Annotated in this window: 22 protein-coding genes; 20 read left to right on the forward strand and 2 right to left on the reverse strand. The window is 45.5% G+C overall.

Going from position 1 to position 21,518, the window contains the following annotated elements; genetic code table 11:
* Positions 1-72: 72 nt before the first annotated feature.
* Complete coding sequence (locus VEJY3_RS02745; RefSeq protein ID WP_014230920.1) at positions 73-531, reverse strand: CBS domain-containing protein; 459 nt, start codon at positions 529-531, stop codon at positions 73-75.
* A gap of 316 nt (positions 532-847) precedes the next feature.
* Between VEJY3_RS02745 and VEJY3_RS02750 the strand changes: the two genes are divergently transcribed.
* From VEJY3_RS02750 to secF, 6 genes are all read left to right on the forward strand, one after another.
* Entirely contained in the window at positions 848-1,996 is a 1,149-nt protein-coding gene (locus VEJY3_RS02750) for a trypsin-like serine protease (protein ID WP_014230921.1), read from the forward strand.
* A gap of 232 nt (positions 1,997-2,228) precedes the next feature.
* Complete coding sequence (queA, locus tag VEJY3_RS02755; RefSeq protein ID WP_014230922.1) at positions 2,229-3,281, forward strand: tRNA preQ1(34) S-adenosylmethionine ribosyltransferase-isomerase QueA; 1,053 nt, start codon at positions 2,229-2,231, stop codon at positions 3,279-3,281.
* A gap of 146 nt (positions 3,282-3,427) precedes the next feature.
* Positions 3,428-4,561: a tRNA guanosine(34) transglycosylase Tgt gene (gene tgt, locus VEJY3_RS02760; protein ID WP_014230923.1), complete on the forward strand. Its 1,134-nt coding sequence runs from the start codon at positions 3,428-3,430 to the stop codon at positions 4,559-4,561.
* Positions 4,562-4,726: 165 nt separating this feature from the next.
* Complete coding sequence (gene yajC, locus VEJY3_RS02765) at positions 4,727-5,056, forward strand: preprotein translocase subunit YajC (RefSeq protein ID WP_005424903.1); 330 nt, start codon at positions 4,727-4,729, stop codon at positions 5,054-5,056.
* Between the two features lie 21 nt (positions 5,057-5,077).
* Entirely contained in the window at positions 5,078-6,934 is a 1,857-nt protein-coding gene (gene secD, locus VEJY3_RS02770) for a protein translocase subunit SecD (protein ID WP_014230924.1), read from the forward strand.
* 14 nt (positions 6,935-6,948) lie between these two features.
* A complete protein-coding gene (gene secF / locus VEJY3_RS02775) occupies positions 6,949-7,896 on the forward strand; it encodes a protein translocase subunit SecF (RefSeq protein ID WP_014230925.1) in 948 nt (315 codons plus the stop codon).
* A 192-nt stretch (positions 7,897-8,088) separates the two neighbouring features.
* On the opposite strand, the gene suhB is transcribed toward secF, so the two are convergent.
* Positions 8,089-8,892, reverse strand: a complete 804-nt coding sequence (gene suhB / locus VEJY3_RS02780; RefSeq protein WP_014230926.1) for an inositol-1-monophosphatase — start codon at positions 8,890-8,892, stop codon at positions 8,089-8,091.
* 231 nt (positions 8,893-9,123) lie between these two features.
* On the opposite strand from suhB, the gene trmJ reads away from it, so the two are divergent.
* The 14 genes from trmJ to ispG all read left to right on the forward strand — a co-directional run bounded on the left by trmJ (position 9,124) and on the right by ispG (position 21,496).
* Positions 9,124-9,843 (forward strand): tRNA (cytosine(32)/uridine(32)-2'-O)-methyltransferase TrmJ, encoded by a 720-nt coding sequence (trmJ, locus tag VEJY3_RS02785; RefSeq protein ID WP_014230927.1) that lies wholly within the window; start codon positions 9,124-9,126, stop codon positions 9,841-9,843.
* 125 nt (positions 9,844-9,968) lie between these two features.
* Complete coding sequence (iscR, locus tag VEJY3_RS02790) at positions 9,969-10,475, forward strand: Fe-S cluster assembly transcriptional regulator IscR (protein WP_014230928.1); 507 nt, start codon at positions 9,969-9,971, stop codon at positions 10,473-10,475.
* A 28-nt stretch (positions 10,476-10,503) separates the two neighbouring features.
* Complete coding sequence (locus VEJY3_RS02795) at positions 10,504-11,718, forward strand: IscS subfamily cysteine desulfurase (RefSeq protein WP_014230929.1); 1,215 nt, start codon at positions 10,504-10,506, stop codon at positions 11,716-11,718.
* Positions 11,719-11,754: 36 nt separating this feature from the next.
* Positions 11,755-12,138 carry a Fe-S cluster assembly scaffold IscU gene (gene iscU, locus VEJY3_RS02800; protein ID WP_014230930.1) on the forward strand — a complete coding sequence of 128 codons (384 nt, stop codon included), beginning with the start codon at positions 11,755-11,757 and terminating at the stop codon, positions 12,136-12,138.
* A gap of 71 nt (positions 12,139-12,209) precedes the next feature.
* Entirely contained in the window at positions 12,210-12,536 is a 327-nt protein-coding gene (iscA, locus tag VEJY3_RS02805; protein ID WP_014230931.1) for an iron-sulfur cluster assembly protein IscA, read from the forward strand.
* Between the two features lie 55 nt (positions 12,537-12,591).
* Positions 12,592-13,107, forward strand: a complete 516-nt coding sequence (gene hscB / locus VEJY3_RS02810; RefSeq protein ID WP_014230932.1) for a co-chaperone HscB — start codon at positions 12,592-12,594, stop codon at positions 13,105-13,107.
* Between the two features lie 21 nt (positions 13,108-13,128).
* A complete protein-coding gene (gene hscA, locus VEJY3_RS02815; RefSeq protein WP_014230933.1) occupies positions 13,129-14,982 on the forward strand; it encodes a Fe-S protein assembly chaperone HscA in 1,854 nt (617 codons plus the stop codon).
* Positions 14,983-14,995: 13 nt separating this feature from the next.
* Positions 14,996-15,334 carry an ISC system 2Fe-2S type ferredoxin gene (gene fdx, locus VEJY3_RS02820; protein WP_014230934.1) on the forward strand — a complete coding sequence of 113 codons (339 nt, stop codon included), beginning with the start codon at positions 14,996-14,998 and terminating at the stop codon, positions 15,332-15,334.
* A 43-nt stretch (positions 15,335-15,377) separates the two neighbouring features.
* Positions 15,378-15,572: a Fe-S cluster assembly protein IscX gene (iscX, locus tag VEJY3_RS02825; protein ID WP_005391546.1), complete on the forward strand. Its 195-nt coding sequence runs from the start codon at positions 15,378-15,380 to the stop codon at positions 15,570-15,572.
* 172 nt (positions 15,573-15,744) lie between these two features.
* Positions 15,745-17,043 carry an aminopeptidase PepB gene (pepB, locus tag VEJY3_RS02830; RefSeq protein ID WP_014230936.1) on the forward strand — a complete coding sequence of 433 codons (1,299 nt, stop codon included), beginning with the start codon at positions 15,745-15,747 and terminating at the stop codon, positions 17,041-17,043.
* 88 nt (positions 17,044-17,131) lie between these two features.
* Entirely contained in the window at positions 17,132-17,557 is a 426-nt protein-coding gene (gene ndk, locus VEJY3_RS02835) for a nucleoside-diphosphate kinase (protein ID WP_014230937.1), read from the forward strand.
* Between the two features lie 219 nt (positions 17,558-17,776).
* Positions 17,777-18,904, forward strand: a complete 1,128-nt coding sequence (locus tag VEJY3_RS02840; protein WP_014230938.1) for a bifunctional tRNA (adenosine(37)-C2)-methyltransferase TrmG/ribosomal RNA large subunit methyltransferase RlmN — start codon at positions 17,777-17,779, stop codon at positions 18,902-18,904.
* A gap of 516 nt (positions 18,905-19,420) precedes the next feature.
* Positions 19,421-20,371, forward strand: coding sequence for a cytoskeleton protein RodZ (gene rodZ, locus VEJY3_RS02845; protein ID WP_014230939.1), 951 nt, complete (start codon positions 19,421-19,423; stop codon positions 20,369-20,371).
* Between the two features lie 6 nt (positions 20,372-20,377).
* Positions 20,378-21,496, forward strand: coding sequence for a flavodoxin-dependent (E)-4-hydroxy-3-methylbut-2-enyl-diphosphate synthase (gene ispG, locus VEJY3_RS02850; RefSeq protein ID WP_014230940.1), 1,119 nt, complete (start codon positions 20,378-20,380; stop codon positions 21,494-21,496).
* The last annotated feature ends 22 nt before the right edge of the window (positions 21,497-21,518 follow it).

Genomic DNA, 21,518 nt, shown 5'->3' on the forward strand with positions numbered 1-21,518 from the left:
CCGCTCTTTTTTTATCTTATGAGCGGATCGATTCTCAGCCCCAACCAAACCAACTTAGACACAATGCAGGTGTTATTGTGTTTCTTCGTCTGGCTCGATTTCTTCTGGTTCAACTTCTTCTTGAAGTTCGAGCAAATTAATTGCAATGGTCACAAAATCACTGTCTGTGATAATGCCGACTAATTGCCCTTTATTCACAACAGGTAAACAGCCAACTTTGTGCTTTTGCATATAGATGGCACTCTCTTTTAAACCGGCACGCGGTTCAGCAGTCATGATATTGGTGTGCATCATTTTTTCGAGAGGCGTATCGAGGGTAAAAGATTGTTCAGCCTGATCCGGGTGTAAACTAGATTCTTGAGCCGCAAGAATATCGCGTTGAGTTACCAAGCCTTGTAAATGTGTATTGGCATCAACAACCGGAATGTGTCGAATATCAAGCGCCTCCATCATCTCTTTTGCGTCACGCAAGGTATGCGCTTTCGACAGGGTATGAGGGTGGCGAGTCATCATGTCTTCAACCTTGATCATAGAAACCTCCAGCAGCATTGTCCTTACTTAAATATAGAGAATATTTTGCTGTATATCTGAGAGCCACCCCGTTTTTTATCAATTAAATAGAACGATGAAATAACATCATATTTTGGCTAAGCAATGAATGAATTATCTATAATTTTGTCACTTGCCGTTGGTTGATTTCTGTGCGACCGAGTTTGCATTTCTACCTGATATTGAATGTGCGGAAAATGTAATCCAATGAATTGAATCGCACATTTTTATTTGTCCGATGTTCCCTGTTAGGTCTGTCGAAGAAGATAAGCTCAGGCTTACTAAATTGAAGACGACTATGTACAAAAAACTATTAGCGATAGTGGCTACTGCACTAAGTGTGCAATCGGCGCATGCCATTATTCTGGGGCAAGAGGAAACCAATCCGGCTGATCGAGTGTCAATTCGAGCCAGCAATATGGCTGAGTTTCCGATTTGTGGTGGCACCCTGTTAACCGAGCAATGGGTGTTGACTGCAGCGCACTGCGTGGTGATAGGGGAGGGAGCCGACGAAGCGAGCTACTACGTTACTCAACCAGGAGAACTCGCCGTTACCGCGAAGGTCTATGATCTAAACGACACCAGTATCGATAACTATTACTCGGTTTCTCACGTAGTCGTGCATCCCAAATACACTCGTATAGCGAAAGCTGAAATAGACAGTGACGGTGACGCCAAACCTATTCAGACCGCATTAGACAGCGATATTGCGTTGTTGTATCTGACTCGCCCCGTTAACAACGCCACCTTTGCGAACCTCGCGACCAAAGAAGATATGGTCGACATAGAAGCTCGGCTTACTGCGGATTGGAACGACAACTATGAAACCAATCAGCGAACCGCTAATGTGCAAGTTTTTGGCTGGGGGGCGACAAAGCCAATGGCAGATGAAGCTTCAATAACATTGAAAAAGACGGCGATTGGCTTTTTGCCAATGGATAAATGCTATGAACGTTTGGAAATTGGCAGCAGCTTCCCTGGGACAATTAACTCCCGCAAAAACGTTACAAAAATCTGTACGCTGCCCACTTTCAACACTGTTCTGGAAGAGGAGAGCCGCACTCAATATGGAAATTCGGCGTGTAAAGGGGATAGCGGCGGTCCGCTTGTGGATATTACAACTGGAAAACAAATTGGCATTGTGAGCGGTGCGCCGTTGATTTTGCCGACCTGTGGCTCACTGACTATTCCGAGCTTTTATACCAAAGTCAGTCAGTATTATGACTGGGTGCAGTCATACATTACGGCTGATGGCCCACCAAGCCGTTACATTATTGAACCTGAGTTTATTACTGATATCGAAGACGGTAATACCGATGACTGTAACGACGGTATTGCGACCAATAATTGTAACTTCAGAGACACGAGTGACGGCGGTGGTAGTCTCAACTTTGGCTTCTTATCCTTGTTGGGACTGCTAGCATGGCGTAGACAACAAAACACCTAAAGCTTGTTCTTCAAGCTTCAATAGAAAAGCAGCGATGAACGCTGCTTTTTTATTGCCTGCATACCTTCTAATTTCACTGTTTATTACACTCTTTAAGGCAGCTTTTACAGCGATATTCTGGGGATTCACTTGCTATTGCAGCATCTAACCATATACTAGTCTGCTGCGAAAAACTCGTCGCAATTTTATCGTCGTATTAGACGTGATTTGACCAATATATAAGACAAGTAACATGCAAGTATCAGATTTCCATTTCGACCTTCCAGATGAACTCATCGCTCGCTACCCACAGCCGGAGCGTACTGCCAGCCGACTACTACAAATGGACGGCAATACTGGTGAGATTGTTGATGGCACATTTACCGATGTGTTGGATCAAGTTCAACCGGGTGACCTAGTGGTTTTCAATAATACCCGTGTTATTCCTGCACGTATGTTTGGCCGTAAAGAGTCTGGCGGTAAGCTAGAGGTGCTGGTGGAGCGTATGCTGGATGAAAAGAGCATCTTAGCGCATGTTCGCTGCTCAAAGTCACCAAAGCCAGGCACAACCATTATTGTTGGCGAGAACGATGAATATGCTGCTGAAATGGTGGCTCGTCACGACGCACTATTTGAGCTGAAGTTTAACTCTGATAAGACGGTTCTGGAGATTCTGGAAGAAATCGGCCACATGCCGCTTCCACCGTACATCGACCGCCCAGATGAAGACGCCGATAAAGAACGCTACCAAACGGTTTATAACCAAAAGCCGGGTGCAGTAGCTGCGCCAACAGCAGGTCTACACTTTGATGATGTGCTTTTAGACAAAATCAAAGCAAAAGGTGCCGAGTTTGCGTATGTTACCTTGCATGTCGGTGCTGGTACGTTCCAGCCAGTTAAAGTCGACAATATCAATGATCACCACATGCATGCCGAGTATGTAGAAGTACCACAAGAAGTTGTGGATGCGATTCATGCAACTAAGGCTCGTGGCGGTCGCATCATTGCAGTGGGTACGACTTCAGTTCGCTCGCTAGAGAGTGCGGCGCAAGATGCGCTGAAAAAGGGTACCGAATTGGTTCCGTTCTTTGGTGATACCGAGATCTTTATCTACCCAGGTTACGAATACCAGCTGGTAGATTGTCTGATCACTAACTTCCACCTACCAGAATCAACCTTGATCATGTTGGTGAGTGCGTTTGCAGGCTATGACAACACCATGAATGCCTATAAGCATGCGGTAGAAAATAAATATCGCTTTTTCTCATACGGTGACTCAATGTTCATCAAGAAGAAAACTGCGTAGTTAAAAATAGATTTACGAGTGCTAGCAGTAGGCTAGGAAATAAAGCAGAACATCGGCTTTGTCTCTCGCAAGGAAAGGCGACCGCTCCTTAGTGGGGATTACCCCGAAAATATCGTCAGACTGTTTCTCTGACATCCGGAGGCATCGTGAAATTAAAATTCGATCTTAAAAAGAAAAACGGCACTGCTCGTCGTGGTCAATTGACTTTCGAACGTGGCACTGTGCAAACTCCAGCGTTTATGCCAGTAGGTACATACGGTACCGTTAAAGGTATGACGCCTGAAGAAGTAAAAGGTACAGGCGCAGAAATTCTGCTAGGTAACACATTCCACCTATGGCTACGTCCTGGTCAAGAAGTAATGAAAATGCACGGTGACCTGCATGATTTCATGAACTGGCATGGCCCTATTCTTACTGATTCAGGCGGTTTCCAGGTATTCAGCTTGGGTAAAATGCGTACCATCACTGAACAAGGTGTGCATTTTCGTAACCCCGTAAACGGTGACAAGATTTTCATGGACGCAGAAAAGTCGATGGAAATCCAAAAAGACCTGGGTTCTGATATCGTGATGATCTTCGATGAGTGTACGCCATACCCAGCGACACACGACGAAGCGAAAAAATCGATGGAAATGTCACTTCGTTGGGCTCAACGTTCACGCGACCACTTCGATAAGCTAGAAAACCCAAATAACCTGTTCGGTATTGTTCAGGGTGGTGTTTACGAAGACTTGCGCGATGTTTCTGTAAAAGGCTTAACAGAAATCGGTTTTGATGGTTATGCAGTTGGTGGTCTTGCTGTTGGTGAGCCGAAAGAAGACATGCACCGTATTCTTGAGCATACCTGCCCACAATTGCCAGAAGACAAACCTCGTTACTTAATGGGTGTTGGCAAACCAGAAGATTTAGTAGAAGGTGTACGCCGCGGTATCGACATGTTTGACTGTGTAATGCCAACGCGTAACGCGCGTAATGGTCACCTGTTTGTGACTGGTGGTGTGATCAAGATCCGTAATGCGAAACATAAAACGGATACAACACCGCTAGATCCGCACTGTGACTGTTACACTTGTCAAAACTACAGCAAGTCGTATCTTCACCACCTAGAGCGTTGTAATGAAATTCTGGGTGCTCGTCTGAATACCATTCACAACCTGCGCTACTACCAGCGCTTGATGGAAAGTATTCGTAAGGCGATTGATGAAGATCGTTTCGAAGAGTTCGTTGAAGAGTTTTACGCTCGTCGTGACCGCGAAGTTCCACCACTAAGCAAAGCTTAAAAGAATTAAAGCCTTTGGCATGTCGCCAAAGGCTTTTGCTAATAAAGTAGGCTAACGCACGTTATTTTTGAGAGAGTGATCTCTATTAGTCACATTCAGACTTGAATCTTAACTGCGAAAGCCCAATTTGTTGGATTATCAATAAAATATAATGAGGATGTATTAATGTTTATTTCTCAGGCTCACGCAGCAGCAGAAGGCGCACCAGCAGGCGGCGGTTTTGAAATGCTAATCATGCTTGGCATGTTCGCAGTGATCTTTTACTTCATGATTTACCGCCCACAAAGCAAGCGTGTAAAAGAACACAAGAACCTAATGTCTTCAATGGGCAAAGGTGACGAAGTCCTAACAAGCGGTGGTCTAGTAGGTAAAATTACTAAGATTGCTGAAGACAATGATTTCATTTCAATCGAGCTTAATGCAAACAATGAAGTTGTAATCAAAAAAGACTTCGTAACTGCAGTGCTGCCTAAAGGTACGCTTAAGTCTCTATAAAACAGCTAAAGGGTCCTCGCTGTGCTAAACCGTTACCCATTATGGAAGTATTTGATGGTGTTTTTTGCCATCATTACCGCTGCATTATATGCACTTCCAAATATCTACGGTGAAGATCCGGCTATTCAAGTTACAGGGGCGCGTGGCGCCTCTGTAGATATGTCAACGCTGGATGCTGTCACTACTGCTCTTGATAAAGAGCAACTCTCTCATAAATCCATTGCTCTAGAGAATGGATCAATTCTTGTCCGTTTTACCGACACTGATACTCAGATTAGTGCCCGTGATGTCATCAGCGAAGCGCTTGACAAAGACAAAATTGTTGCACTTAACCTTGCTCCTTCTACTCCAGACTGGTTAGAAGCGATTGGCGCGTCTCCACTGAAACTGGGTCTTGACCTGCGTGGTGGTGTTCACTTCTTAATGGAAGTGGATATGGATGCCGCTATGGAAAAACTGGTTGGTCAGCAAGAAGAAGCGTTTCGTAGCGAACTTCGCGATGCCAAGATTCGTTACCGTGCTATTCGCCCTTCAGGAAATGAATCAGTTGAAGTACTACTTCGTAATGAAGAGCAATTGGCTGAAGCGAAAAGTACATTAGAAAAGAATCACCCTGACATGAACTTTGTCGATTCTGATTCTAATGGTCGTTTTGCACTTGTCGCTACTTTCACCGAGCAACGTCTACAAGAGATTCGTAACTACGCAGTAGAACAAAACATTACTATTCTACGTAACCGTGTAAACGAACTCGGTGTTGCGGAGCCACTTGTTCAACGTCAAGGTGCAAGCCGTATCGTGGTTGAGCTTCCTGGTGTTCAGGATACCGCTCGTGCGAAAGAAATCTTGGGTGCGACAGCAACACTGGAATTCCGCGAAGTTGATGATAAAGCTGATTTATCAGCGGCAGCCAATGGTCGTGCGCCAGCTGGCAGCGAAATCAAACAAGATCGCGATGGTCGTCCTGTTGTATTGAAAAAGCGTGTTATCCTGGGTGGTTCAAGCATCACGGATGCAAGCTCAAGTGTTGATGAATATGGTCGTCCTCAAGTTAACATCTCGCTAGACAGCGAAGGTGGTAACAAGATGTCTGCGTTCTCGAAAAAGAACATCGGTAAGCTGATGGCTACCGTGTTTGCTGAGTACAAAGATAGCGGCCGTAAGACGCCTGAAGGCAAAGTGATCCTGACTAAGCACGAAGAAGTCATCAACCAAGCGACGATTCAGTCTGCGCTTGGTCGTAACTTCCGTATTACCGGTATCGACTCTGCGGCAGAAGCTCACAACCTTGCGCTACTACTGCGTGCAGGTGCTCTAATCGCACCTATTTCTATCGTTGAAGAGCGCACCATTGGTCCATCAATGGGTCAGCAAAACATCGATATGGGTATTCAGGCATGTATCTGGGGTATGGTAGCGGTAATGCTATTTACTCTGCTTTACTACCGTGGTTTTGGTCTGATTGCCAACATCGCACTGATGGCGAACTTAGTCCTAATTATCGGTGTGATGTCGATGATTCCAGGTGCAACGATGACGCTGCCAGGTATCGCCGGTATCGTATTAACCGTTGGTATGGCTGTCGATGCAAACGTGCTGATCTTTGAACGTATCCGGGAAGAGATTCGCGATGGCCGCAATCCGCAGCAAGCGATTCACCAAGGTTACGCGAACGCGTTCAGTACCATTGCCGATGCGAACATCACGACACTTATCACTGCAATCATCTTGTTTGCCGTCGGTACAGGTGCAGTGAAAGGTTTCGCGGTAACACTATCCATCGGTATCTTAACTTCAATGTTCACCGCTATCATTGGTACACGTTGTATCGTGAACCTACTGTATGGTGGCAAACGCGTTGATAAACTGTCGATCTAAGGCTGGGAATTAATATGTTTCAAATTCTAAAAGCAGAGAAGACGATCGGCTTTATGCGTTGGTCGAAAGTAGCCTTCGTATTCTCAATCTTTATGATTGCTGCTTCTATCTTCACGTTGTCAACCAAATGGCTGAACTGGGGTCTGGACTTCACAGGCGGTACGCTGATTGAAGTTGGTTTTGAAAAGCCAGCTAATCTGGAAAAAATCCGTACGGCTTTGGATGCACAAGGTTTCGGTGACGCAACAGTACAGAACTTTGGTAGTGCACGCGATGTGATGGTTCGTCTTCGTCCTCGTGATGATGTATCTGGTGAAACACTGGGTAACCAAATCATTGGTGCAATCAAAGATGGTACTGGTGAAAGCGTAGAGATGCGCCGAATTGAGTTCGTCGGTCCAAACGTTGGTGATGAGCTAACAGAAGCTGGTGGTCTGGCAATACTTGTGTCGTTGATCTGTATTCTGATCTACGTATCAATGCGTTTTGAATGGCGTCTTGCGGCGGGTGCGGTATTGGCACTGGCGCACGATATCATTATTACGCTTGGTGTGTTCTCGTTCATGCAAATCGAGGTTGACCTGACTATCGTTGCAGCACTACTAACGGTTGTCGGTTACTCGCTCAACGATACCATTGTTGTATTTGACCGTATTCGTGAGAACTTCCGCAAAATGCGTAAGGGTGAACCAGCTGACATCATGGACGCTTCCATCACCCAAACATTGAGCCGTACATTGATTACTTCTGGTACTACGTTGTTCGTAGTTATCGCACTGTTCGTTCAGGGCGGCGCTATGATTCACGGCTTCGCAACCGCATTGCTACTTGGTATCACGGTAGGTACTTATTCTTCTATCTACGTTGCATCGGCACTAGCGCTAAAACTGGGCATCCAGAAAGAGCACTTAATGCCACCTCAAGTAGAAAAAGAAGGTGCAGAGTTCGACGAAATGCCATAAGGCAGATTAAGAATCGAAGTTTAAAAACCGCTGAGCAATCAGCGGTTTTTTTATACTTAAAGGAAAAACTATTGGGGAAGCTTTTAGATGGCCAGCCCTAAATAGTGATATTCAGATATAAAAAAGCCCCGCTCAAAGAGCAGGGCTATTCAAAGTCATCAGCGTGACGGGCTAGTATGACTTCAAAATCTATTACTTAAGGATCGCGCTGTTACCGTTTTCGCGAATGTGCTTAAGGATAGATTTCACGCCACGAGCGCTAGAAGCAACAATGTTGCCAGACTTCATGTAGTCAGTACCGCCAGAGAAGTCAGTTAGGATTGCACCAGCTTCACGAGCAATAAGCTCACCAGCAGCCATATCCCAAGGTTTTAGACCTAGCTCGAAGTAACCATCAACACGGCCAGCAGCCACGTAACATAGGTCAAGTGCAGCAGAGCCGCTACGACGGAAATCAGAACACTCAGTGAATAGAGAGCCGATGATCTTGATGAAAGACTCAGAGTGTTGCTTCTGCTTGAATGGGAAACCAGTTGCTAAAACAGTACCTTGAAGGTCTTTTAGCGGAGTAACACGGATACGTGCGCTGTTTAGCTGTGCACCAGCACCACGTTGAGCCGTGAATAGCTCGTTTTGCATTGGATCGTATACACAAGCAACTTCAGTTTTGCCTTTGATACGAACTGCAATAGAAACAGCGAAGTGTGGGTAACCTTTTACAAAGTTATTAGTGCCATCCAGTGGGTCGATGATCCATTGTACGTCTTTATCTTTACCTTCGATAAGACCTTGTTCTTCAGCAACGATACAGTGCTCAGGGTAAGACTGCTTGATTGTATCGATGATGATGTATTCTGCTTCTTTGTCTACGTTAGTGACAAAGTCATTAGTGCCTTTAAGTGTAGATTCTACTTTATCTGTGTTTTCTAATGATTTAGCAATATGATTGCCTGCCTTTCGCGCAGCGCGAATAGCAATGTTTAGCATTGGATGCATACGAATTTCCCAACGGATGTTAAAGAACGAATAAAAGCGGCGGCGAGTATACCAAAGATAAACGAAAAAGGAAGTGGTTATTTTTTGCGCTAAAAAGCAACAAGGAAGAGTTGTTATTGTTTGGTATACGACATCAATTAACGAGAATGCGAATAGGGCACGGCTTCGCCCTAGGGTGTGTTAAAAAATTATGTTAATATCCTGCGGTTTTTAATTAGGTAGCAAACACAGATGTTGGATCAAGTAAAAATCGTACTCGTAGGTACCTCTCATTCAGGCAATATTGGCTCTGCAGCCCGTGCAATGAAAGTCATGGGGTTAAGCCAGCTTGTATTGGTTGATCCGCAATGTGAAGTGGATGAACAAGCTTTGGCGTTAGCGGCCGGAGCCGGTGATATCGCTCAAAATGCGACGATTGTTAGCTCGCTGGATGAAGCCGTTCAGGATTGTGGACTGGTCGTAGGATCAAGTGCGCGCTCACGTACCTTAGAGTGGCCAATGTTGGAGCCGCGAGAGTGTGGTGAGATGTTCGCTGTTGAAGGTCAAAAGCACCCAGTAGCGCTGGTATTTGGGCGTGAGAGAACAGGCTTGACCAACGAAGAGTTACAGAAATGTCACTATCATGTTTGCATTCCAGCTAATCCGGAATACAGTTCCTTGAACTTAGCTATGGCGGTGCAAACCCTCAGCTATGAAGTTCGCGTTGCTCATCTTAATCTGGAAAAAAGTCAGTTTTCTCCGGTTGAGCAAGAAGAGTACCCACGCCATAAAGAACTAGAAATGTTCTTTGAACACCTTGAAAAGGTGATCGTGGAAACCCAGTTTATTAGTAAAGAACAGCCGGGGCAGGTGATGAATAAACTGCGTCGCTTGTTCAATCGAGCTCGACCTGAAGCTCAAGAGCTTAATATTCTTCGAGGCATCTTGACCTCAATAGAGAAGAAGCGCTGAGTAAAAAATAGCCACCTTTAGTGTAAGGGTAAATACCTGAGTAAAATGGTCAGATAAATACTTGACTAAAACACTCAGGTATGGAAAAATCATAATCATTACAAACCATGTGGATACGGTGTGGTATGAAACTTACATCTAAAGGAAGATATGCGGTGACAGCCATGCTGGATGTGGCACTGCATTCGCAACAAAACCCTGTACCTCTTGCTGATATTTCAGAACGTCAGGGGATCTCGCTCTCTTACTTAGAGCAGCTGTTTTCGAAATTGCGTAAAGCGGGCCTTGTTGCCAGTGTTCGCGGTCCTGGTGGTGGTTATCGACTTGGTACTGACGCAAACGACATCGCAATTGGTACTGTGATTGCAGCTGTAGATGAGTCAGTCGATGCAACTAAATGCCAAGGTAAAGGAGACTGCCAAGGCGGTACTCGTTGCCTTACTCATACACTTTGGCGTGACTTAAGCTCTCGTATCAGTGACTTCTTGAATAACATCACGCTCGGCGAGTTGATGAAAGACAACGAAGTACTAGAAATTTCTGATCGTCAGGATATTGATCTGGCGGTGACTAATGGGCTTTCCAACAAAAATACAACTACCGCGCCCATCGGTATCAACGTCCGCTCTTAGCGGTCAGCATTTTACATTGGAGTAGAGAATGAAACTGCCGATTTATCTTGATTATTCCGCTACATGTCCAGTTGATCCACGTGTTGCTGAAAAAATGGTTCAGTACATGACAATGGATGGCACATTTGGCAACCCAGCGTCTCGTTCGCACCGTTACGGCTGGCAGGCAGAAGAAGCAGTGGATACTGCTCGTGAGCAAATTGCTGACCTTCTAAATGCAGATCCACGCGAAATCGTATTCACATCTGGTGCGACTGAGTCTGACAACCTTGCAATCAAAGGTGCAGCTCACTTTTACTCTAAAAAGGGTAAGCACGTAATCACTTGTAAAACAGAACACAAAGCCGTTCTTGACCCATGTCGTCAACTAGAGCGCGAAGGTTTTGAAGTGACTTACCTAGAGCCAGAATCAAACGGCCTAATCGATCTAGAAAAACTTAAAGCAGCAATGCGTGATGACACCGTACTGGTTTCTATCATGCACGTGAACAACGAAATCGGCGTTATTCAAGACATCACAACTATTGGTGAGCTATGTCGTGAGCGTAAAATCGTATTCCACGTCGATGCGGCTCAATCTGCTGGTAAATTGCCAATCGACGTTCAAGAAATGAAAGTTGATTTGATTTCACTATCAGCTCACAAGATTTACGGCCCTAAAGGTATTGGTGCGCTTTACGTACGTCGTAAGCCACGTATTCGCCTTGAAGCGCAAATGCACGGTGGTGGTCACGAGCGTGGTTTCCGCTCTGGTACACTTGCGACTCACCAAATTGTTGGTATGGGTGAAGCTTTCCGCATTGCAAAAGAAGAAATGCAGAAAGACTACGATCACGCACTTGCACTTCGCAACCGTCTTCTGAATGGTGTGAAAGATCTAGAAGCTGTGACAGTGAACGGCGACCTAGAGCAACGCGTACCACAAAACCTGAACATCAGTTTTGCTTTCGTAGAAGGTGAATCACTGCTTATGTCGCTAAAAGATCTAGCGGTATCTTCTGGTAGTGCTTGTACTTCTGCGAGTCTAGAGCCATCTTACGTTCTACGTGCCCTGGGCATGGACGACGAATTGGCTCACAGCTCGGTTCGTTTCTCATTCGGTCGTTTCACGACGGAAGAAGAAATTGATTACGCAATTGAACAGATCCGCGTTGCAGTGACTAAGCTACGCGACATGTCTCCTCTATGGGATATGTACAAGGAAGGGGTTGATTTGAGCACAGTTGAATGGGCTCACCATTAATCTCAGGGATAGATAGAGGATTCGAGGTAATTTATCATGGCATACAGCGAAAAAGTAATTGATCACTACGAGAACCCACGTAACGTTGGTTCATTTGACAAAGAAGACCCATCAGTAGGTAGCGGCATGGTTGGCGCTCCAGCTTGTGGTGACGTGATGAAACTGCAAATCAAAGTGACACCAGAAGGTATCATTGAAGATGCGAAGTTCAAAACATACGGTTGTGGTAGTGCAATCGCATCAAGCTCACTAGTAACTGAATGGGTTAAAGGTAAGTCTGTTGATGAAGCAGCTGCAATCAAAAACTCTGAAATTGCAGAAGAGCTAGAACTTCCACCTGTGAAAGTTCACTGTTCAATTCTTGCTGAAGATGCAATCAAAGCAGCGGTTGCAGACTACAAGAAAAAACACCAACAATAATTATTCCGTAATATAATGGGAGCCTTTAACGCTCCCATTCCAATCGAAATTTAGACAGACTAAGGTGCAGTATGGCCATCACAATGACAGAAACAGCGGCAAGTCGCGTAAAAGCATTCCTGGATAACCGAGGTAAGGGTATCGGTTTACGTCTTGGAGTGAAGACGACTGGTTGTTCCGGTATGGCGTATGTGCTTGAGTTTGTTGACGAGCTTAATGCTGAAGAAGATGAAGTATTTGACCTCTCAGGGGTAAAGATCATCATCGACAAAAAGAGCTTAGTGTACCTAGACGGTACCGAATTGGATTACGTGAAAGAAGGGTTGAATGAAGGTTTTGAGTTCAACAACCCTAACGCGAAAAGTGAATGTGGTTGTGGTGAAAGCTTCAACGTCTAATTGATTGTCCTTCTGGGCAAACGAGTCCGGAAGGCTTTACTAGGACCCGAACTTAATGAATCACTTTGAATTATTTGGGCTACCAAGTCAGTTTAAGCTGGATGGTAGCCTTCTTTCTTCTCAGTTCCGAGAACTACAAAAACGTTTCCACCCGGATAACTTTGCTACTGCGTCTGAGCGTGATCGCTTGATGGCCGTGCAAAAAGCGGCGCAGATTAACGATGCGTACCAAGTCCTGAAAAACCCAATCTCTCGAGCGGAGTACATCTTGGCTGAGCAGGGTACGGAAATTCGTGGCGAACAACAAACCATGCAAGATCCTATGTTCTTAATGGAGCAAATGGAACTGCGTGAAGAACTGGAAGATATTGCTGGCGGCTCTGATCCTGAATCAGCGCTCTTTGACTTCGATTCTAAGGTCAGCAAAATGTACAAACAGCATTTGGCAAGCGTCGAGCAAGAGCTCAATGACGGTCTTTGGGCAGAAGCCGCAGACCGCGTCCGTAAGCTGAAATTCATTGCCAAACTAAAGAACGAAATTGAGCTGGCTGAAGAGAGACTCCTCGGCTAGTTAGTGTGACAAGGACCAATCATGGCACTACTTCAAATCGCAGAACCGGGCCAAAGCTCGGCACCTCATGAGCATAAGTTAGCTGCAGGTATCGACTTAGGCACGACCAACTCATTGGTTGCTTCCGTGCGCAGTGGCGATGCAACGACTTTACAGGATGAGCAGGGCCGCAGCATTCTGCCGTCCGTGGTGAACTACTCAGCAGAAGCGACCATCGTAGGTGATGACGCAAAATCGAAGGCAGAGTTTGAACCAGAAAATACCATTATCTCGGTAAAACGTTTAATCGGCCGTTCATTGAAAGACATTCAATCTCGTTACCCGTCGTTACCTTACCAGTTTAAAGAGAGCGATAACGGTCTACCAGTTCTACAAACGCCTCAAGGTGATAAAAACCCGATTGAAGTCTCTGCTGATATCCTAAAAGTTCTTGGTAAACGTGCTGAAGAATCATTAGGCGGTGAGCTTGCTGGTGTGGTGATCACAGTGCCAGCATACTTTGATGATGCGCAGCGCGCGGGTACCAAAGATGCCGCTAAATTGGCTGGTCTGCACGTTCTTCGTCTTCTTAACGAACCAACCGCAGCGGCAATCGCCTACGGTCTCGACTCGGGTCAGGAAGGCGTGATTGCGGTTTACGATTTGGGTGGTGGTACCTTTGATATCTCTATCCTGCGTCTGTCTAAAGGTGTCTTTGAAGTATTGGCAACTGGTGGTGATTCAGCGCTAGGCGGTGATGACTTTGACCATCTGTTTGCTGACTTCCTAATGGAGCAAGCTGGTCTTGAAGCGCCTCTTTCTGCAGAGAAAAACCGCACACTGCTGAACATCGCAACCGCAACTAAAATTGCATTTTCCGAGCAAGACAGCGTAGAAGTTGATGTATTTGGCTGGAAAGGCACAGTGACTCGTGAGCAGTTCGAAGAGCTGATCCGTCCGCTAGTGAAGAAGACACTGATGTCTTGCCGCCGTGCACTGAAAGATGCTGACGTTGATGCCGACGAAGTACTTGAAGTAGTCATGGTTGGTGGTTCAACTCGTACCCTATTGGTTCGCGATATGGTTGGCGAATTCTTTGGCCGTACACCTCTGACAAGCATTAACCCGGATGAAGTAGTCGCAATTGGCGCAGGTATCCAAGCGGATATTTTGGCAGGTAACAAGCCAGATTCTGAAATGCTGCTGCTGGACGTGATTCCATTGTCATTGGGCATTGAAACCATGGGCGGTTTGGTTGAAAAAATCATTCCTCGCAACACCACGATTCCTGTTGCACGCGCACAAGAATTTACCACATTCAAAGACGGTCAAACGGCAATGAGTGTGCATGTTGTGCAAGGTGAGCGTGAAATGGTTGATGATTGTCGTTCACTGGCTCGTTTCTCGCTTAAAGGGATTCCACCAATGGCGGCAGGTGCGGCGCACATTCGTGTAACCTACCAAGTCGACGCCGATGGCCTTCTTTCTGTTACGGCAATGGAAAAGAGCACTGGTGTGCAATCTGAAATTCAAGTGAAGCCTTCATACGGCTTGAGCGACACAGAAGTGGCTAACATGTTGCGAGACTCAATGAGTCATGCGAAAGAAGACATGCAAGCACGTGCGTTAGCAGAGCAGCGCGTCGAAGCTGACCGCGTTATTGAAGGTCTGATCGCTGCAATGCAAGCTGATGGTGATGAACTACTATCAGAGCAAGAGAAACAAGATCTAATAAAAGCCATTGAAGCACTGATTGAGCTGCGCAATGGTGATAGTGCTGATGCGATAGAGCAGGGCATTAAAGATACCGATAAAGCGAGCCAAGACTTTGCATCGCGTCGTATGGATAAATCGATTCGAGCTGCGTTGTCAGGTCAATCAGTAGACGATATATAAGAGATAAGTAGTTATGCCTAAGATTATTGTATTACCACACGAAGATTTGTGCCCAGAGGGTGCTGTGCTGGAAGCTAATACTGGTGAAACGGTTCTAGACGTAGCGTTAAAGAATGGTATCGGTATTGAACACGCGTGTGAAAAATCCTGTGCTTGTACCACTTGCCACGTGATCATTCGTGAAGGTTTTGATTCTCTTGAAGAGAGTGAAGAGCTAGAAGATGACATGCTAGATAAAGCATGGGGTCTTGAGCCTGAATCTCGTCTTGGTTGCCAGGCGAGAATTGCGGATGAAGACTTAGTTGTAGAGATTCCTAAATACACGCTAAACCACGCGTCAGAAGATCACTAAAAACTATCCCTTAAGTTATAAGGGAAAGAAAAGGAAGATGAGCATGAAATGGACAGATTCTCGCGATATCGCGATTGAGCTTTGTGACAAGTTTCCAGATGTGGACCCACAAACCGTACGTTTTACCGACCTTCATCAATGGATCATGGAGCTGGATGAGTTTGAGGATGACCCAAACCATTGCAACGAAAAGATTCTGGAAGCCGTTATTATGTGCTGGATGGATGAAGCTGACTGATGCTCAATTCGGCGGTAAAACGCAGCCGAGTTAACAATTTTTACTAAAAAAAGCGGACCCTTCGGTCCGTTTTTTTATCATTTTGACATTTTTGCCCTACATAATGCTAACATCCGTGAGTTACTAAAAAACAAGCGGCGTAGGCAACGCCGTTATAAGACAAGGAGAAACCATGTCTACACAGATGTCTGTATTTTTAAGCCAAGATTCTGCAGCTCCACATTGGGGTGAAAAGGCCCTGCTTTCGTTCGCCGAGACTGGCGCGACTATTCATTTAGGTGAAGGCCATGATCTTGGTGCAATTCAACGCGCAGCTCGTCAGCTCGATGGTCAGGGAATTCATTCGATTCTACTTTCTGGTGACAACTGGGATCTGGAGAGTATCTGGGCTTTCCATCAAGGCTACCGTAACCCGAAAAAACACGGCTCTCTAGAGTGGGTTGCTTTATCTGAAGACGATCAAGCTGAGCTTCAGGGGCGTATTACCGCTACTGATTTCACTCGCGATATCATCAACAAAACAGCCGAAGAGGTTGCACCTCGTCAACTTGCGACCATGGCGGCGGAATTTATTAAATCTGTCGCGCCAGAAGGCACCGTTACGGCACGTATCGTTAAAGACAAAGATCTTCTAGCAGAAGGTTGGGAAGGTATTTATGCCGTTGGCCGTGGCTCTGAGCGCACTTCTGCAATGCTACAGTTGGACTACAACCCAACTGGCGATGAAAACGCACCAGTATTCGCATGTTTAGTTGGTAAAGGCATCACTTTTGATTCGGGCGGCTACAGCCTGAAGCCATCTAACTTTATGAGCGCAATGAAAGCGGATATGGGCGGCTCCGGTACCATCACCGGTGGTTTAGGCCTCGCGATTCTGCGTGGTTTGAATAAACGTGTGAAACTGATCCTTTGCTGTGCGGAAAACATGGTATCAGGTCGTGCCCTTAAACTGGGTGACATCATTACCTACAAAAATGGTAAAACCGTTGAGATCATGAATACCGATGCGGAAGGTCGTTTGGTATTGGCAGATGGTCTCATCTACGCAAGCGAGCAGAACCCTGAACTCATTATTGACTGCGCAACATTGACTGGCGCGGCGAAAAACGCACTGGGTAATGATTACCACGCGCTAATGAGTTTCGATGACGAGCTGTCTCATCAAGCTCTGACGGCGGCAAATCAAGAGAAAGAAGGCTTATGGCCACTGCCTCTGGCTGATTTCCACCGTGGCATGCTGCCATCAAACTTCGCGGATTTATCAAACATTAGCTCTGGTGATTACTCACCTGGCGCAAGTACCGCTGCGGCATTCCTGTCTTACTTTGTTGAAGATTACAAGAAAGGCTGGCTGCACTTTGACTGTGCGGGTACGTACCGCAAATCAGCGTCTGAAAAATGGGCTGCTGGTGCAACTGGTATGGGTGTTCGCACTCTGGCTCGCCTTCTTAACGAGCAAGCTGACAAGTAATTAATGTGCGGCATTGGGCTTACCGGTGCCGCATTAATCAGTCACTTTTATATAAAACTATTATTACAAGTACAAAAAAGGAAACTTTATGGCTCTAGAAAGAACGTTTTCAATTGTTAAGCCTGACGCTGTGGAACGAAATCTAATCGGTGAAATCTACAATCGTATTGAAAAAGCGGGTCTGCGTATTGTGGCTGCAAAGATGGTTCATCTGACTGAAGAGCAGGCGAGCGGTTTTTACGCAGAACATGAAGGCAAAGAATTTTTCCCTCCTCTAAAAGAGTTTATGACCTCTGGCCCTATTATGGTTCAGGTTCTAGAAGGTGAAAATGCAATTGCACGTTACCGTGAACTGATGGGTAAAACTAACCCTGAAGAAGCGGCTGCTGGCACACTTCGTTGTGATTACGCGCTAAGCATGCGCCACAACTCAGTACATGGCTCTGATAGCCCTGAGTCGGCGGCTCGTGAGATTGAGTTCTTCTTCCCTGAATCGGAGATTTGCCCACGTTAATCTTGGATTAACCTGTGCTCGTAAAGATAGTAAGCCTCGGATAATTCCGGGGCTTTTTAGTTTATGAAGGAAGACTCGCTCTAACAGTAAAATTGTTTAAATTTTAATCAGAATAATTTTAATGCCTTAGCAAACTCAGGGTTTTAGACCCCTTGTTGTAGCTGCATAAAGGCTGTACAATTCGCGCCCTTATTCTTGTTTCAGTCATTGAGAGGCAACATGACTACTGAAAAAATTAATCTACTCGACTTTGATCGCAAAGGCATGCGTCAATTTTTCGCGGAAGAACTAGGCGAGAAAGCGTTTCGTGCTGATCAGGTTATGAAGTGGATCTACCATTTCGGTGTTGATGACTTCGACAACATGACGAACATCAACAAGAAACTACGTGAAAAACTGCAGCACAAGTGTGAAATCAAAGCACCGACTGTAGCTGAAGCGCAACACTCTTCTGATGGCACTATTAAATGGGCGATGAAGGTTGGCGATCAAGACGTAGAAACGGTTTACATCCCTGAAGATGATCGCGCTACATTGTGTGTGTCTTCTCAGGTTGGTTGTGCACTGGAATGTAAGTTCTGTTCAACGGCTCAACAAGGCTTTAACCGTAACCTTAAAGTGTCTGAAATCATTGGTCAGGTGTGGCGTGCTGCACGTGAAGTTGGCCTTGAGAAGGAAACAGGACGTCGTCCAATTACCAACGTGGTAATGATGGGCATGGGCGAGCCTCTTCTGAACATGAAGAACTTGATCCCTGCGCTGGAAATCATGTTGGATGACTTAGGCTTCGGTTTATCTAAGCGCCGTGTGACGGTATCGACATCTGGTGTTGTATCTGGTCTTGATCAGATGACAGGTAAAATTGATGTTGCATTGGCAATCTCTCTTCACGCGCCGAACGATAAGTTGCGCAGTGAAATCATGCCAATCAACGATCGTTGGGATATTCAAGATTTCTTAGCCTCTGTGCGTCGTTACATCGCTTCGTCTAACGCAAACCGTGGCAAAGTGACGGTAGAATACGTATTGCTTGATCATGTCAATGACGACATGGACCACGCGCGTGAGCTTGCTGAACTGATGAAAGACACTCCATGTAAGATCAACTTGATTCCGTTTAACCCGTACCCAGGTTCACCATATAAGAAGCCAAGCAACTCTCGTATTGACCGCTTCCAAAAGACTCTGATGCAGTACGAGCATACTGTTACCATTCGTAAGACTCGTGGTGACGATATCGATGCGGCATGTGGTCAGCTTGTTGGTGACGTTATTGACCGTACCAAGCGTACCGCTGCGTTAAAAGCGGCACGTGGCGCGGATACCATTGAAGTCAAAGCAGTATAAGTTGTGTGAATTTTAAAATAGCCAGAGCCTTTTGCTCTGGCTATTTTGTTTAGAGAGATTGCGATAAGCAAATAGCTGTCATGATAGGTGATGCATAGTTTTTTCAACTACATTAATAGTGGGAAAATAACGATGCTGAGGCGGTTACTGAAGGTTGTTTCGCATCATAACCCTGTGCTTAGAGTGGAATTGCGTATAATTTCCAATTACAGTGTCAAAGTTTGGACAAAAGCTTGAGCAATCTGTTAGTTTGAGTGGAAAGAGTTTTTGTCTTTGTTATACATTGTCTTATCATGTTGTATAGCATTTACGACAGCATCGGGAAATCTCGGCTTATTCTCTCATACGTTTTGCAGATATCGGCAGGGCGAGTATTCACATTCAAAGCTCAGAGAATTTCTTAAAATTATTACTTTGGTTAACACGATTAGGCTGGCTATCTTTAAGTGAGTCTTAAGAAAAATAACGAAAATAAATAACAGTGTTAGCCACTAAAACAGACTAAAAACCATCATTATGACAGAACACGAAAACACGAATGAAGTACCGCTTTCCATTGAAGCGGGCACACTATTGAAAAACAAACGCGAATCTTTAGGAATGACACAAAAGCAAGTTGCTGATCGCCTGAGACTTCGCGTTTCTGTTATTGAAGATATTGAAAACAATCGATTTGAATCACAACAAGTAGCGACCTTTACTCGTGGTTACTTGCGCTCGTATGCCAAAGTGGTTGGTCTTGATGAAAAAGTAGTGTTAACAGCACTAGAGCAAACCGCCGATATCCAGCCGAAAGATCAAGAAATCGAAATGCAGAGCTTTTCTCGCAAAACTAAGCATGAAAAGCACAACAGCCGCATTATGTTCCTGACCTGGGTTATCGCCATCGTGATTACCGGGATCTCTGCTGCCTGGTGGTGGCAGAACCAACAAGATAATAGCCTGACTCAGGTTGTGACGGATTCCAGTGTAGAAGGGCCAGAGCCTAGCGCACAAGAGTTGGCGGACATAGATCAGATGAGTGCCGATGAATTAATCGCAAGCGCTCCCGCTGATATTACAGTTTCCGCTGAACAGCCTGTAGCAGCAGATGAAGAGTTAAGTTCTGCTGAAGAAACGGACTTATTGCCTAGTGATCAACTGGCAAGTACAGATATTGAAGAGCCTGTAGCAGTGATTGAAGAGGCTGAGGTCGTTGAAGAGCCAGCTATCATCGTGCCGGAGGGAATGAGCCTTCTCACTATGACATTTAAAGCAGACTGCTGGATTCAGGTGAAAGATACCAATGGCAAAACGCTGGTGAGCGGCACCCATAAACCAGGTCAGGATGTAGAACTTACCGGAAAAGCACCATTTAAAGTGATTTTGGGCGCACCGGAAGGGGTTACAATGACATTTGCGAGTGAACCTGTCGACCTTTCTGGGTATACTTCAGGCAAAGTCGCTAGATTCACTTTACCGTTATAAAAAATTATGCAACACGAATCTCCTATTATTCGTCGTAAATCGACGCGTATTTATGTGGGTGATGTGCCAATTGGTGATGGTGCTCCAATTGCTGTACAGTCAATGACCAACACTCGCACGACTGACGTGGAAGCGACAGTCGCACAAATCCGAGCACTAGAAAAAGTGGGCGCAGACATCGTCCGTGTTTCTGTACCTACAATGGATGCAGCTGAAGCTTTCAAACTGATCAAACAGCAAGTGTCTGTTCCGTTGGTTGCTGATATTCATTTCGATTATCGTATTGCGCTTAAAGTAGCAGAGTACGGTGTTGACTGTCTGCGTATCAACCCAGGTAACATTGGCAATGAAGAGCGTATTCGTTCTGTAGTTGATTGTGCACGTGACAAAAACATTCCAATCCGTATTGGTGTCAACGGTGGTTCTTTAGAAAAAGATCTGCAGATGAAGTACGGTGAACCAACCCCAGAAGCGTTGGTTGAGTCGGCAATGCGTCATGTGGATCACCTAGATCGTCTAAACTTTGATCAATTCAAAGTGAGCGTGAAAGCATCCGATGTTTTCCTTGCGGTAGACTCATACCGTCTGTTAGCTAAGAAAATTGACCAGCCGCTGCACTTAGGCATTACCGAAGCCGGTGGTGCGCGAGCAGGTGCCGTGAAGTCTTCTGTAGGCTTGGGCATGCTGCTGGCTGAAGGTATTGGCGATACTTTGCGTATCTCTCTTGCAGCAGATCCCGTCGAAGAAATCAAAGTTGGTTTCGATATTCTGAAGTCCCTACGCATTCGCTCACGTGGAATCAACTTCATTGCGTGTCCGAGTTGTTCTCGTCAGGAATTTGATGTTATCGGGACTGTGAACGCACTTGAAGAGCGTTTAGAAGATATCATCACCCCAATGGATGTTTCGATTATCGGTTGTGTCGTCAATGGCCCAGGTGAAGCGGAAGTTTCTCATTTAGGCTTGGCGGGTAGTAACAAGAAGAGTGCTTTTTATGAAGATGGTAAACGTCAGAAAGAGCGCTTTGATAACAACGACCTTGTGGATCAGCTAGAAGCTAAAATCCGTGCGAAAGCGTCTATGATGGACAGCGAAAGTCGCATCGAAGTAAAAGTACAAGATTAATCTCAACGAGAATTACGGTAAG

Source organism: Vibrio sp. EJY3 (assembly GCF_000241385.1).
Classification (GTDB): Bacteria; Pseudomonadota; Gammaproteobacteria; order Enterobacterales; family Vibrionaceae; genus Vibrio; species Vibrio natriegens.